The sequence below is a fragment of the Clostridium beijerinckii genome (assembly GCF_036699995.1).
In the GTDB taxonomy this organism is placed as follows: domain Bacteria; phylum Bacillota; class Clostridia; order Clostridiales; family Clostridiaceae; genus Clostridium; species Clostridium helianthi.
In genome coordinates this window covers 5278800-5293681 of sequence record NZ_CP144906.1, presented here as the reverse complement: position 1 = coordinate 5293681, position 14882 = coordinate 5278800, and the positions used below count along the sequence as shown (strand labels likewise).

Annotated in this window: 13 protein-coding genes and 1 tRNA gene; 11 read left to right on the top strand and 3 right to left on the bottom strand. The window is 29.1% G+C overall.

All coding sequences use genetic code 11. From position 1 onward, the window contains the following. Positions 1-175: 175 nt before the first annotated feature. Positions 176-922 carry a peptidylprolyl isomerase gene (locus tag PZA12_RS23730; protein ID WP_012061040.1) on the top strand — a complete coding sequence of 249 codons (747 nt, stop codon included), beginning with the start codon at positions 176-178 and terminating at the stop codon, positions 920-922. Between the two features lie 290 nt (positions 923-1212). On the opposite strand, the gene PZA12_RS23725 is transcribed toward PZA12_RS23730, so the two are convergent. After that, the gene (locus PZA12_RS23725) at positions 1213-1857 is read right to left on the bottom strand and encodes an HAD family hydrolase (protein WP_078114191.1); all 645 of its coding nucleotides are present in this window, start codon (positions 1855-1857) and stop codon (positions 1213-1215) included. Between the two features lie 224 nt (positions 1858-2081). After that, positions 2082-2157 (bottom strand) — tRNA-Pro (locus PZA12_RS23720). A 343-nt stretch (positions 2158-2500) separates the two neighbouring features. Here PZA12_RS23720 and PZA12_RS23715 point away from each other — a divergent pair. The 3 genes from PZA12_RS23715 (at position 2501) to rsmI (ending at position 5527) form a co-directional block, all read left to right on the top strand. Continuing rightward, positions 2501-3739, top strand: a complete 1239-nt coding sequence (locus PZA12_RS23715; RefSeq protein ID WP_078114192.1) for an NlpC/P60 family protein — start codon at positions 2501-2503, stop codon at positions 3737-3739. 191 nt (positions 3740-3930) lie between these two features. Next, positions 3931-4680, top strand: coding sequence for a tRNA1(Val) (adenine(37)-N6)-methyltransferase (locus tag PZA12_RS23710; protein WP_078114193.1), 750 nt, complete (start codon positions 3931-3933; stop codon positions 4678-4680). A 1-nt stretch (position 4681) separates the two neighbouring features. After that, positions 4682-5527 carry a 16S rRNA (cytidine(1402)-2'-O)-methyltransferase gene (gene rsmI, locus PZA12_RS23705; RefSeq protein ID WP_103698082.1) on the top strand — a complete coding sequence of 282 codons (846 nt, stop codon included), beginning with the start codon at positions 4682-4684 and terminating at the stop codon, positions 5525-5527. Positions 5528-5630: 103 nt separating this feature from the next. Here the strand turns inward: rsmI and PZA12_RS23700 are convergent, their stop codons facing one another. Beyond that, positions 5631-5876: an AbrB/MazE/SpoVT family DNA-binding domain-containing protein gene (locus PZA12_RS23700; RefSeq protein ID WP_012061035.1), complete on the bottom strand. Its 246-nt coding sequence runs from the start codon at positions 5874-5876 to the stop codon at positions 5631-5633. A 550-nt stretch (positions 5877-6426) separates the two neighbouring features. On the opposite strand from PZA12_RS23700, the gene PZA12_RS23695 reads away from it, so the two are divergent. From PZA12_RS23695 to PZA12_RS23665, 7 genes are all read left to right on the top strand, one after another. Beyond that, a complete protein-coding gene (locus tag PZA12_RS23695; protein WP_012061034.1) occupies positions 6427-7017 on the top strand; it encodes a DUF1836 domain-containing protein in 591 nt (196 codons plus the stop codon). Positions 7018-7173: 156 nt separating this feature from the next. Beyond that, positions 7174-9459: an ATP-dependent DNA helicase gene (locus PZA12_RS23690; RefSeq protein WP_103698081.1), complete on the top strand. Its 2286-nt coding sequence runs from the start codon at positions 7174-7176 to the stop codon at positions 9457-9459. A gap of 237 nt (positions 9460-9696) precedes the next feature. Continuing rightward, positions 9697-10878, top strand: coding sequence for a DegT/DnrJ/EryC1/StrS family aminotransferase (locus tag PZA12_RS23685; RefSeq protein WP_077842506.1), 1182 nt, complete (start codon positions 9697-9699; stop codon positions 10876-10878). 85 nt (positions 10879-10963) lie between these two features. After that, on the top strand, positions 10964-11539 hold the full coding sequence (locus PZA12_RS23680) for an acyltransferase (protein ID WP_077842505.1): 576 nt from the start codon (positions 10964-10966) through the stop codon (positions 11537-11539). A 112-nt stretch (positions 11540-11651) separates the two neighbouring features. Beyond that, positions 11652-12968: a nucleotide sugar dehydrogenase gene (locus PZA12_RS23675; RefSeq protein WP_077837813.1), complete on the top strand. Its 1317-nt coding sequence runs from the start codon at positions 11652-11654 to the stop codon at positions 12966-12968. Positions 12969-13198: 230 nt separating this feature from the next. Further along, a complete protein-coding gene (locus PZA12_RS23670) occupies positions 13199-14053 on the top strand; it encodes a YihY/virulence factor BrkB family protein (RefSeq protein ID WP_103698080.1) in 855 nt (284 codons plus the stop codon). Positions 14054-14177: 124 nt separating this feature from the next. Continuing rightward, positions 14178-14519, top strand: a complete 342-nt coding sequence (locus PZA12_RS23665) for a single-stranded DNA-binding protein (RefSeq protein ID WP_077837811.1) — start codon at positions 14178-14180, stop codon at positions 14517-14519. The last annotated feature ends 363 nt before the right edge of the window (positions 14520-14882 follow it).

Genomic DNA, 14882 nt, shown 5'->3' with positions numbered 1-14882 from the left:
CACCCCTAAATTAGTATAACATTTTATGGTGGTTTTATGTATACTATGTATTTTTGATTAAAAATCTAAAATTTATTTAGTTATATTATTGTTAGAAGTAGTAGATACTGTTAAAATGAAGTGTATATAACAAACTGTTAAAAATAATATAAAATGATTATAAAGGAGAATTCACATGGAAAATAAAGTGTTAGCTGTTGCAGCAGGATATGAAATAACAGAAAAAGATTTAAATGCAATAATTAGTAGATATCCACAAGAGCAAAGAGGAGCTTTACAAAGCGAAGAAAAGAAGAAACAATTGGTAGAACAGTTGATTTCATTTGAATTAATGAATAAGTTTGGAAAAGAAATACAATTAGATAAAACTCAAGAATACAAAGACGCTATGGAAAATATATCAAAGGAAGTTATAACTTCAATGGCAATAAATAAAGTATTGAGTGATGTAACAATAACAGATGAAGAAGTAAAGAAATACTATGAAGATAATAAAGAAGCTTTTGGTCAGCCTGCAACAGTTTCAGCTAGACATATTCTAGTAGAAACTGAAGAGGAAGCAAATAAGGCAAGAGAGGAAATCTTAAGCGGTAAGATTTCATTCGGAGATGCTGCAATGAAATATTCAACATGCCCATCTAATCAACAAGGTGGAAATTTAGGTGAATTCTCAAAAGGTATGATGGTTCCAGAATTTGAAGAAGCTGCTTTTACATCAGAAATAGGAAAGGTTACTGAACCGGTTAAAACTCAATTTGGGTATCATTTAGTGTTAGTAGATGCAAAAAATGAAGCCTCAATCAAAAGTTTTGAAGAAGTTAAAGACAGTGTATTAGATAATTTAATTAAAGAAAATCAACATAAAAAATATGATCAAATATTGAAGGAATTAGAAGCTAAATACGGAGTTGAAAGAAAATAGAAATTTCTATTTAATAGTACTATAGTTTCAAAAATAAAGGTAATGATGTATGCATTACCTTTATTTTTTTATTTTAAAGTTCATATGTTATTATTTTAAAATATAATACAATACTGAAATATGATTTTATGTTATAAAAATGTATTCAGCTGTCCCTATATTACAGATCTATACATTAACAGCATGAGAAAAAGCTTGTCTTAAATTTGCATTGTAGAATGCTGAATTATTTTTAGTAATCTAATTATTTGTATGTGAGCGATAAAACAAATATTTATAATACCCGATATCTATAAAAGCTCAGTAAAGGAAGAAATATATTTATCACAATACTTAAGAATTTCAGATATAGGTTCTAAACATAAATCATCTTTTATTCCGATTACCCTCATATTTGCTTTTCTTGCACTTTTCATAGCAGGGAGTATATCCTCAAATACTAAACAGCTTTCAGGTTTTATATTTAACTTTTTTGCTGCTAATAAATATATGTCAGGACAATCTTTTCCTTTAGCGACTTCATCAGTAATAGTGATTGAATCAAAGTAGTCATAAACCCCATTGTTTTTTAAACAAGCCTCAAGCAGTGGGATAGAATTGCTAGTCGCTAATGCAATTTTTATTTTATTATCTTTTAAATATCTTAAAAAAGTTTTTACACCTGATTTGAGTTTTACATTATTAGCGTAATGATGAAATGCTGCATGATGCCAATCACTAAGTATTTCATCCACTGAATCTTCAATTTTAAATCTATTTTTAAAATATACTGCTGTCTGATAAAAACTTAAGTGTTCAATATCGTTTTTTAAGTCATTAGGTACAGCATGTCCTTTCTTTTTGAGATAATCTATGTCGATCTGAGACCATACCCACATGGAATCTACAATAGTTCCATCTAAATCGAAAATTACACCTTTTATATTACTTAGCATTTTACACCTCCAAATAATTGTTATTTATATAAACGAATAAATATTGATACAGCTTAGTGCCAAACTTAATCTTTTATAGGTGCACCTTAGTGTCAATAAATATTATAATTGAAGCATTAGACACGAGTAGGAATTAGTAATACAATATATCTGATATATTAATAAATTACTAAATAAAAAAACTTAAGGATCAATCCTTAAGTTATAATAGTCTAATAATATATTGGTCGGGGTGACAGGGATTGAACCTGCGACCTCATGGTCCCAAACCACGCGCGCTCCCATCTGCGCCACACCCCGATTATACATTAATTATATATTCAAGTAAATCTTATGTCAAGGACTTTAGAAGATGTAATAAATATGGAAAGAAGTTGATTGTAGGCATTAGAATAAATAATTTTGTAATGATGGAAGCTAGAATTGTTAAGTTAAGTTTATTGATGAAAATTTTTATATATAAGCTATAATAAGAATCACAAAGAATAAGCTAGAAAAAGTGGGGAATACGGACGATATTTAGATAATAGTAGGATAAACTAAATTCTCGCTATATATATGAATTGTTCATTCTTATCCAAGGTGTTATAATTATGTAGTAATATAGATTAATGGAGGAGGGAAGGTTTAAAACCGATATTTAATGAGGAGTAGAATTCTAGCTATTATGTTAGCAACCGTAATCGTTGTAGGTAGCTCGATACCAGCGTTTGCGACGCCAGATAATCAACAGTTGAGTGATTCAAGACAGAAATATGCAGAAATTGAAAGTAAGATAACAGATATTCAGAATAAAATTGATGATTTAAATATGCAGATAGAGCCGCTACAATTAACAGTAGATAAGAATAAAAAAGAAATAACAACTATCAATAAAGTTATTGATAGTAGTACAAAAGACATTGAACAATATAAGAAAGAGATTAATACATTAGATTTAGCTTTAGGACAAAGAGTCAAAGCTATGTATATGTCAGGTGATTTAGAATTTGGTTACTTGAATTTTATACTTGAATCAGAATCAACAAGTGATTTCTTTTCTAGAGCAGAGGCAGTTAGTAAAATTATAGGAAAAGACAAATCTGCCATAGAAGATGTTACAAGTAAAAAGGAAGAATTAAATAACAAAATAAAATCCTTAGAAGATAAGAAAGATGAAATAGATAAACTTAATAAAGAAATACAAGTTAGCTTAAGTGAACTCGATGGAAAGAAAAAGGAAGCAGAAACTTTATCAAGTCAAGCTAAGGATGAAAAAAGTAAATTTGACTCACAATACTTATCACAATTAGAAAGAGAACTTGTAAAATCTCAATTTGATGTTATAGGTAACTCTAATAGTTCAGCTGCTGATCTTCAAGGAGCAATTAATCAATTAAGAAATATTAGAGATAATCAAATTAAGAGTGAGATTGTTACTTCAGAGATAAATGATAAAATTGAAAAGGCTAAAACAATGGTAGCTGATAAAAAAGCAGCTGAAGTAAAAGTGGCAACGCCAAGTAGAGGCGGAGGCGGAAAAGTAGCTGTACCATCAGCAGGAAATGCTCAATCTATTCTAAATGAGGCATATGCACAGCTAGGAAAGCCTTATGTGTGGGGTGCAACTGGAGATGCAAGTTTTGACTGTTCAGGATTTACTCAATATGTTTATGAGCATGCTGCAGGAGTAGATATAACAAGAACAACTTATTCTCAAATTGGAGTTGGACAACCAGTTAGCCAAGATCAGCTTCAACCTGGAGATTTGGTGTTTACTCATCCAGGTCACGTTGGGATATATGTTGGTAATGGCCAAATGATTAACGCACCTCAAACAGGTGATGTAGTTAAAGTTGCGCCAGTTTATAGCTTTTATGCTGCAAGAAGAGTTCTTAATTAGTTAACATAAGAAATTAGTTGTTAATATCTGATTTCAAATTATTGTCCTTCTGTAAAAGATCAGAAGGACTTTTTTTATTTTACTTGTATGATATAATGTGGAATATATACTTTAGAGATTAGGTATATACAAACATTGATATTAGATATTTTAAAGTAGAATATTGTAAAGTTAAGTAAAGGAAGAATAATATGAATAATAAATTGCAATATGTGAGAGATGATGAGACAGTAGATGATTTGCAACTTAAGGGATTAAATCTAATTCAAAAGAAGGAGGGATTTAAATTTGGTATAGATGCTGTTTTATTATCTGATTTTGCTTATATAAAAAATAAACATAAGGTGATGGATTTATGTACAGGAACTGGGATAATTCCATTTTTGATATATGGCAAATATAAGCCTGAGCGTGTATATGGATTAGAAATTCAAGAAGATATGGTAGATATGGCTAAAAGGAGCGTAAAATTAAATGGGCTTGAAGGAAATGTATGTTTTATAAATGAAGATTTAAAAAATATAGATTATCTAAAGACACTTGATAAGTTTGATGCAGTGACAGTAAATCCACCTTATAAACTAAACAATTCAGGAATTATAAATCCAAATGATAAGCTTGCTATAGCTAGGCATGAAATATTATGTAATTTAGAAGATGTGATTTCAGCTGCAAGAATTTTATTAAAGGATAATGGAAGACTCTTTATGATACATAGACCTGAAAGATTAGCAGATATTTTTGTCTTAATGAGAAAATATAAAATAGAACCGAAAAGAGTAAAAATGATTCATCCTAAGGTAGGAAAAGCTCCTAATATTGTATTGGTTGAAGGACAAAGAGATGGGGGAGCCTATTTGAAGTGGGAAGCACCATTGTATGTCTATAATGAAGATGGAAAATATACTAAAGAAATAGATTCAATATATTGGAGGTCATGATATGGAAAATGGAAAGTTGTATTTAGTACCAACTCCTATTGGAAACTTAAAAGATATAACATTGAGGGCTCTAGAAACTTTAAAAGATGTTGATATTATAGCGGCTGAAGATACAAGACAAACTTTGAAGTTACTAAATCATTTTGAAATAAAGAAACCATTAATAAGTTATCACAAATTTAATGAGCAAATAAAAAGTGATAAAATTATAGATTTACTAATGGAAGGTAATAATGTTGCCTTAGTTTCAGATGCTGGAACGCCCGGAATATCAGATCCAGGAAGTGTTATTGTTGGACGTTGCATAGAAAAAAAGATAAATTTCGAAGTACTTCCAGGAGCGACAGCTATAACTACGGCATTAGTCTATTCTGGATTAGACACAACTAAATTTTTATTCAGGGGTTTCTTACCAAGAGAAAATAAAGAACGTAAGATAGTCACAAATGAGTTATTGCAAAGTCAGGAAACTATTATCTTTTACGAAGCACCGCATAGACTGACAGATACGCTTGAATTCTTATTAGATACGTTCGGAGATAGAAAAATTGCTGTATGCAGAGAATTAACTAAGATTTATCAAGAAATATATAGGGGGACGTTAAAAGAGGCTGCTCAATATTTTCTAGAGAATAAACCAAGAGGAGAATTTGTTCTTGTTCTAGAAGGAAAAAGACTTGAAGAGATAAAGGAAGAGCAAAGGGAAGAGTGGATTCATTTATCTATTGAAGAGCACATAGTTAAATATATTAATGGTGGTGCGAGTAAGAAAGAAGCAATAAAGCTTGTAGCCAAGGAAAGAGAATTACCTAAAAGTGAAGTATATAAATTCTCAACTAATATATAATTAAGTTAAGAAAATAGACTATCTCAAATTAACTCTTGAGATAGTCTATTATTTATTGATTATATAATTAATTATATAATAGGAAATTAGAATATATCAAATACTATCTGTTTGTTTTAATTTCGTCTAAACATTTAGTACAGATATTCTTACCTTTATAGTTAATTACGTCTCTTGCATCTCCACAGAAAATACAAGCTGGTTCGTATTTCTTTAAGATTATTTGCTCTCCGTCTACATAAATTTCTAATGCATCTTTTTCAGCAATATCCAATGTTCTTCTAAGTTCTATAGGAATAACTATTCTTCCTAATTCATCTACTCTTCTAACTACACCTGTTGATTTCATAAAAAATTCCTCCTAATTCCATGATTCGACATTCTACTATGATATATTACCAAGTATGTAATATAAAGTCAATGTATATTTTTAAATATTTATAAGAAATTACAAATTTCAACTTTAATAAACATCTTATATAAAATATACTACCATATTTTAGAAAAGTCAAGAGGGTTTATTTGTAAAATTATCATATTAATCCAAATTAATAATTTTGAGGAATCTAGATGTACCAATGGTTAGAGAAATGTATATGAATTATATTCATGATTATATAATAGTAAATTTACAAATAAAGTAATATAAGGCATATGTCCGCTTTTTTTGTAGAAATGCAAATACTATAAATAATAATGTCGATTGATTACATAAATTAGATATTTTTTATCAATACTATATTTAAAAAAAATTAGATATGTCATATAATACTATTATTATACTAAGAGTATAAACTAGTAGAAAAATTTTTGCATTACAATGTTTATAATAACTTGTAACAAGTTGATGATTACTATATAATATATAATATAGATTGAGAAAGAATAGGTGCATGATAATGGCAGGAAAATTTGATTCAGATTATATAAAAGAATTAGCTAAAGAAATGTCTAAAAGTACTTCCGTTTCATATGAAGATATTCCTAAATATGATTTGTTTTTATCCCAAGTAATCGATTATTTGAACGATAAGTTTGTTGATGAGAAGTTTACTAACAATATAGTTCAAAATTATACTAAAAGCGAAGTTATAACTAAGCCGGAAGATGGCAAAAAAAGAGGATATACAAAAATGCATTTAGTACAATTAGTACTGCTTAGCCATATGAGGCCCTTATTAACGACGGAAGAAATAAAGAAAGTTTTTCGGCTTGCATTTAATGAAATCAATGACAGAAGCGATGATATACTGTCATGGGAAGAGACATATAAAACTTTCACACAAATACAAAAGGAAAGTTTGGATAACTATTTAGATACGTTTATATCAAATGATGATAAATTAGAAGATATAATAAAGAATTTTGACTTGAAAGATAATGATAAGGAAAGAATTAAAATTTTCCTATTAGTTCTTTCTTTAATAGCAGAAGCAAGTGTTATTAAAAAGTTAGTTCAAAAAATAGTTAAAGAGTATGAAGAAGAATAAATTATATGAGATAAAATATTTACAATAGCAATAAACTAAAAAACACTTACTTAATTAGAACTTGAATTTTGTTAGGCTAATTAAGTAAGTGTTTTATGACTATGTTTATGATTTAATATGGAAAATGTGATTTTAACTATAGTGAGGAATTAATTTATGGATAAAATTCTTATACGAGAGTCTGTGAGAAATTTAGTAGAATTTTGCTTGAAAAAAGGTGATATAGATAATAGGTTTTCTGGAAGTGCTAGGGCAGTAGAAGGAGTAAGAGCACATCAAAAGCTTCAGGAAGATAACGGAAGGATTTATGAGAACTATGAAAAGGAAGTATATTTAACTCATGAGTTCGAGACGAATAAAAGCTTGATCTATATTGAAGGAAGAGCAGATGGAATTATAACGGAAAGAGATAAAATTATAATTGAAGAAATAAAATCAACTTATAAGAATTTTGCATACATTGATGATTTGAATGAGGTCCATTGGGCTCAGGCAAAGGTGTATGCTTTTATTTATGGAAATCAAAATAATCTTGAAGAAATTTATGTGCGATTATCCTACATGCAGTTAGAAACGAATGAGGTTAAGAGTTTTGAAAAAAGATTTGCTATAGGAGAATTAGAAGAATTTATATCTGATTTATTAAGAGAATATGAGAGATTTAGTGTTTTAATATTTAAATGGAAAAACATTAGAGATGAAACTATAAAAGTGCTAAATTTTCCTTTTGAAAAATACAGAGAAGGTCAAAGGAAACTTATTAATGTTTCATATCAAACTATAAAAGAGGGGGAAATATTATTTGTTCAGGCACCGACAGGCATAGGAAAAACTATATCAACCATATTCCCAGCTGTAAAGGCTATAAGCGAAGGAATTGGAGAAAAAATTATATATTTGACAGCAAAGACGATAAATAGGGAAGTTGCTGAAGAAACTTTTGAAAGATTGCGTCAAGAAGGATTGAAATTTAGGACTATCACAATTACTGCAAAAGAGAAAACATGTATTAATGATGATTTTGATTGCAATCCAGAGAAGTGCATGTATGCCAAAGACTATTATGGTAAAGTAAAAAAAGTAATTACAAATATTATCGAAAAGGAAGAAAGAATTTCCACGGAAATATTGAAGGAATATGCCGAAAAATATCAAGTATGCCCATTTGAGCTATCTTTAGATATAAGTACTTATTGTGATGGAATTATAGGTGATTATAATTACATCTTTGATCCAAGAGTATCTTTGAGTAGAGTTCTAGAAAGCAAAGGAAATATAGTTTTGGTGGATGAAGCACATAATTTAATTGATAGGTCAAGAAATATGTATTCCGCATCCTTATATAAGAGCCAAATTCTAAATTGCAAAAAGATAACTAAGGGTAAATTAAATAAACTACATTCCTTATTGGGAAAGATTAATGATTATTTCATTGATTTAAGAAATGAATGCGACCATAGAGAAGTGAAATCATTTTATGAAGAGGAACATCCTAAGGAATTGAGTAAGTATTTGCAGTTATACTTAAAAGAAAGTGAAGAAGTGCTAGTAAGAGGAAATAGATTTGATGGTTATGAAGATATATTGAAATTATATTTTGATATAAATGCTTTTACTTCTACGACACAGCTCTATGATGAAAATTATAGGACTTGTATAGAAAAGGATTCTCAAGAAATCAAGTTGTCTTTATATTGTGTAAATCCAGCTAAGAATTTAAGAGAATACTTAGGGAAATGCTACTCGGTAATATTTTTTTCTGCAACCATATCACCAATAAAATATTATGTAAATATGCTGGGCGGAGATGATAATACATATAGGTTAAAGCTTCCATCTCCTTTCAATAAAGAAAACTTAAAAGTTCATATTAGTCCTATTAATATTAGATATTCATATAGAAAAAGGACCTTATCATCAGTGAAAGATAAAATTTGTGGCTTTATAAAGCAGCAAATTGGAAACTACATGATTTTTTCACCATCATATGCATATATGGAAGAGTTATATAGCCATATGGAGGAGTCGAAGCTAGAAGAATTTAATCTTATGAAACAGAAGCCTAATATGACGGAGGAAGAAAAAAGTGAATTTTTAAGAAGATTTAAAAATAGCAATAATTTATTAATGTTTTGCGTGCTTGGAGGGATGTTTTCAGAAGGAATAGATTTGCCTGGTGATCAGTTAATTGGAAGCATAATAATTGGAGTAGGATATCCTATGGTAGATATGACAAATGAAGTTATAAAGGATTTTTATAAAGAAGATGGTTATGACTATGCGTATGTATTTCCAGGAATAAATAAAATTCAGCAGGCTGTAGGAAGAGTTATAAGAACTGAGACGGACAAAGGAAGAGTTCTGCTTATTGATGATAGGTATATAAACAATAAATATAGTGTTCTTTTACCAAATGAGTGGTATCCTATAAATAAATATTAAATTACCTATAGTTGTATGAAATAAGCTACTAGATTGTATTGTGCATTGTGAATTAAAAATAAGTATGTTAAAATATTCATGGTAGTTTTATGAAATAGTATATCTACATATAATTTTAGTATTTACACTACAATTTAAAAAATATTTAGTTATTGATATCGTCAGTCAGAAGTTTGAGTCGGAGATATATTGGTGATGATTAATAACATATTAAAGTAGAATTAAGGAGCGAGGATAATGAATATTCCATTAATTGATTTAAAAGCTCAATATAAGTCTATTGCTGAAGATTTAGATAGAGTAACTAAAGAAGTGCTTTCTTCTGCGAATTATATTATGGGCAAGAATGTAATTGAATTTGAGAGAGAATTTGCAGGATATATAGGAGTTAAACATGCGATATCAGTGGCGAATGGAACTGATGCATTGGTTATTGCATTAAAATCTTTAGGAATAGGGAATGGAGATGAAGTAATAACTTCGACATTTACTTATTTTGCTTCAGCTGAAGCTATTTCAGCAGTAGGTGCAACGCCTGTTTTTGTTGATGTTGAAAAAGAAACATTTAATATAGATCCAACTAAAATAGAAGAAAAAATTACAAATAAAACAAAGGCTATTATACCAGTTCATATATTTGGACAATGTGCTAAGATGGATGAAATAAATGAAATAGCTAAAAAGCACAATTTAAAGATCGTAGAGGATGCTGCGCAAGCATCAGGTTCTAAATATAAAGGAAAGATGGCGGGAACTTTAGGTGATGCAGCATGCTTCTCATTCTTCCCAACTAAGAATCTTTCATGTGCTGGCGATGGTGGTATGATAGTGACAAATGATGATAATATAGCAACAATAGCAAAAGCTTTAAGAACACATGGAAGTGGAGAAACAGGACAAAAAGCTTATAATTTGCTAAATAATATAAATGATGAGATAGAGACGTCTAAAGATGGTGACGATACTGTATATAATGCTTTAAAATACTATAATTATTTAATCGGGTTCAACTCTAGGTTAGATGCTATTCAAGCAGCAATTCTAAGAGTAAAATTACCACATTTAGATGATTGGAATAGTAGAAGAAGAGAAGTAGCAAAAATATATAATGAAAAATTAAAGGATTCTAATGTAGTTGTACCTACTGTTGATGAAGAAAATGAAACTATATATCATCAATATGTGTTACAATGCGAAAATAGAGAAGATATGATAAATAAACTTAAAGAAAATGGTATAGCAACTGGAGTTTATTATCCAGTCCCATTACATTTGCAAAAAGTATATAAAGATCTAGGATATAAAGAAGGGGATATGCCGGTTGCAGAATATTTATCACATAGAACATTTGCAATACCAGTTTATCCAGAATTAACAGAAAATGAAATAAATTATATAGTTGAAAATATAAAGGCATAATATTAATATTGTAATATGCAAATTCCTATATATTTTGAACTTGAGGTTTACTTAAGGAAAATATTGATAAGTGCGAGGGTTAATTATGGATAAGAATTATTTTGTACATGAATCAAGTTACATTGATAACGACGTAGTGATAGGTGACGGAACGAAGATTTGGCACTTCTCTCATATTATGAGTAATTCTGTAATTGGAGAAAAGTGTAATATAGGTCAAAACGTTGTAATATCGCCTGGTGTAAAAATTGGAGATGGAGTAAAGATACAAAATAATGTGTCTGTATATACAGGGGTTATTTGTGAAGATTATGTATTCTTGGGACCATCTTGTGTGTTTACCAATGTAGTAAATCCGAGAAGCTTTATTGAAAGAAAAAGCGAGTATAAGGAAACTATAATTGGAAAAGGGGCTTCTATAGGTGCTAATGTAACAATTGTGTGCGGCCATAATATAGGAAAATATGCATTAGTAGGTGCTGGAGCAGTGGTTACTAAACACATACCTGATTATGCCTTAGTGGTAGGTAATCCGGCAAGTATAATGGGATATGTATGTGAATGTGGAGAAAAGTTGAACTTTAAAGATGAGCATGCAACTTGTGAAGCTTGTGGGAAAAAGTATAGTAAAGATAGAGAAAAAGTAGAATGTATAGATTAGAAAAATAGGTTTTTATTTATTAACATTTCATTATGTAATTTGTTAATAAAACTTTTTATTAAATTATGTTCTGTGGATAAAATTTTAGACCGTACATTACAGGAGGTATAAGATGTCATTATTAAAACAACAATTATTAGACAAAATAAATAATAAAACTGCAAAAGTTGGTGTGGTTGGTCTTGGTTATGTTGGATTACCATTAGCTGTGGAAAAAGCTAATGCTGGTTATCAAACTATTGGATTTGATGTTCAAGATCAAAAAGTAAACATGGTTAATGAAGGGAAAAACTACATTGGAGATGTAGTAGATGAAAATTTAAAGAAGATAGTAGAAGAAAATACTTTAAGAGCTACTACAGACTTTAGTTTTGTTAAAGATGTAGATACTATTTGTATTTGCGTGCCTACTCCATTAGATTTATATAAGCAACCAGATTTATCATATGTTGTAGATTCAACAAAAAGCGTTGCACAATATCTACATAAAGGTATGCTTGTTATTCTTGAAAGCACTACATATCCAGGAACAACAGAAGAAGTTCTTAAGCCAATACTAGAAGAAAGTGGACTTAAGTGCGGAGAAGACTTTTTCTTAGCTTTTTCACCAGAAAGAGTTGATCCAGGTAATAAGGACTTTAATACTAAAAATACTCCTAAAGTTGTTGGAGGTTGCACACCTGATTGCACAGAAGTTGCAGCAGCATTATATAGAAATATATTAGAGGGAGATATCCATACTGTATCATCTCCAGCCGTAGCTGAAATGGAAAAGATATTGGAAAATACATTTAGAAATATAAATATTGGATTAGCTAACGAAATGGCTATTTTATGTAATAGAATGGGAATAGATGTATGGGAAGTTATAGATGCAGCTAAGACCAAGCCATACGGATTTATGCCATTTTATCCAGGCCCAGGCTTAGGTGGACATTGTATTCCTCTTGATCCATTTTACTTAGAGTGGAAAGCAAAAGAATATGATTATCACACAAGATTAATAGAAACTTCAGGAGAAATAAATGATTCTATGCCTGAATTTGTATTAGATAATGTAATGAAGATTTTGAATAAGAATAAAAAGGCATTAAATGGTGCTAAAGTTCTTTTATTAGGAGTTGCATATAAGAATGATATAGATGATTATAGAGAATCTCCAGCATTCAAGGTAATAGAGCTATTAGAAAAGAATGGTGCTGATTTAATGGTAAATGACCCTTATTGTCCAATTTCTAAATATAAAGGTAAGGTTTATAATTCTGTTGATTGGAAAGAGGTTATAGACGAGTCTGATATAGTAATTATAACTACAAATCATAGCTGTTATGATTACGAATCAATTGTGTCTAGAGCTAAAGTTGTTTATGATACTAGAAATGCAACTAAAAATGTTGTTAATAATAGAGAGAAGATTTATAAATTATAAGTTTTGCAAGGTGTATATAAGCTGATTCTATGTGAGAATGGTACATTAATTCCAATGAGTTACAATTAGATGGAATATACTGTTTATAAGAAGAGCACATCCATAATTTTATGGATGTGCTCTTTTATTACATTTATTAAGGGTACATATAATTTGTGAAAAGCGAATAAAATAAGTACTACATAAAATAAATAGATTTTTAATTAATATAGATAGAAATTGGTGATTAAATGAAATATATAAAGTTAAGTAGCAAAGTTAATTTAATTATACATCTTATAGTAAAAATTAAGAGGGACGATGTGTTTGCACTAGCATCTCAGTTAGCATATTATTTAATATTATCCTTTTTCCCGTTTATGTTATTTTTGATGACTTTAGCTGGGTTTAGCAGCATAAGTTCTAAACAAATACTGGGACAATTAAATGTTATGCTTCCTAGGAGTGTATTGGAATTAACTCAATCGACTGTTGTAGAGATATTTGACAATCAATATACTGGATTGTTAGGAATATCTATATTATTAACGCTATGGACAGCATCATCTGCATTTAAGGCTATAATAAAAAGCATAAATAAGGCGTACAACTTTAAAGAAGAGAGGTCATTTATTAAACTCTCAATTATTTCTATGTTAGGAATATTAGCATTAGCTGTAACTATAATTCTAGCTTTAACAGCGCTAGTATTTGGAAATGTAATAGGTGATTATATTAAAAGTATCAATCCCTTTTATGAAATAGTATTGATTATTTGGAATATATTCAGATATACTTTTATACTAGCTATAATGATATCTATATTTATTTGCGTTTATAAATTTGCTCCTGCTAAAAAGTTGGTATGGAAAGAGGTAATCGCAGGGTCCATATTTAGCACGGTGGGCTGGGTGCTAGTGTCTTTTGTTTTTTCATTTTATATCGATAATTTTAACAATTATTCTAGGTTTTATGGAAGTCTTGGCGCAGTATTTATACTTATGACATGGTTATTTTTAATATCAATAATATTCATCTTAGGAGTGGAGATAAATTTTGTTACATCTGAGTTAAGGGGTAGAAATGGAATGATTAGAAACAGGTAGATAATAATATTGAAAATTTTGTATAAGTTTCTTTTTCTATTTTATTATAAAGTTTGATTTTTTATTGAATAGAAATTACCGAAGTGGGTATAACTTTAGAAGAAAAATATTCAGGAGGTAAAAGATGAATAAAATAATATTATTAGGAAGATTAGTTAAAGACCCTGAACTTAGGCACACTGAAAATGGAGATAAAATTTATACCAAGTTTACAATTGCTGTGCAACGAAATTTTAGATTACCTGATGGAATTAGAGAAGCGGATTTTATACCTATAAAAGTTTGGGGAAAAAAAGCTGAAGTTATAGTAAAATATATGAAAAAGGGAAGCCTTATTACTTTAAGTGGTAGATTAAGGACTGGTAGTTATGAGGATAAGGAGGGAAATAGAAAGTATATAGCAGAGGTTATAGCAGAAGATTTCAAATTTCTTGAGAATAAGAAAAGCCAAACTGAGGCGTTGTAAAAATATTGGTCTAGTTGATTTTAATAATATAAGCTATATGGATAGATAAGTATACTTATTATAGATGAGGTTATCTAATTGTTGGGTATTATTAATGCGTTTAGATAACCTTTGTAATAACATAAAAAGTATATTTTTACTTATAAATAAAAGTAGACTTAAAATAAATATTCTTTTAATAAAATGCTTGGTTGCAAAAAATGCTGATAATATTAGTTTAATTTAATAAAACTAAAAATGAATACTAAAGTCATTAAAGTAAGACAAGCAGTATTTATATAGAAATGCAAAAAAATATTTTTCTTATATTGAAAAATAAATGAAAAATATTTGTAGAAAAAGTGTTGTATTTATGTGAATATG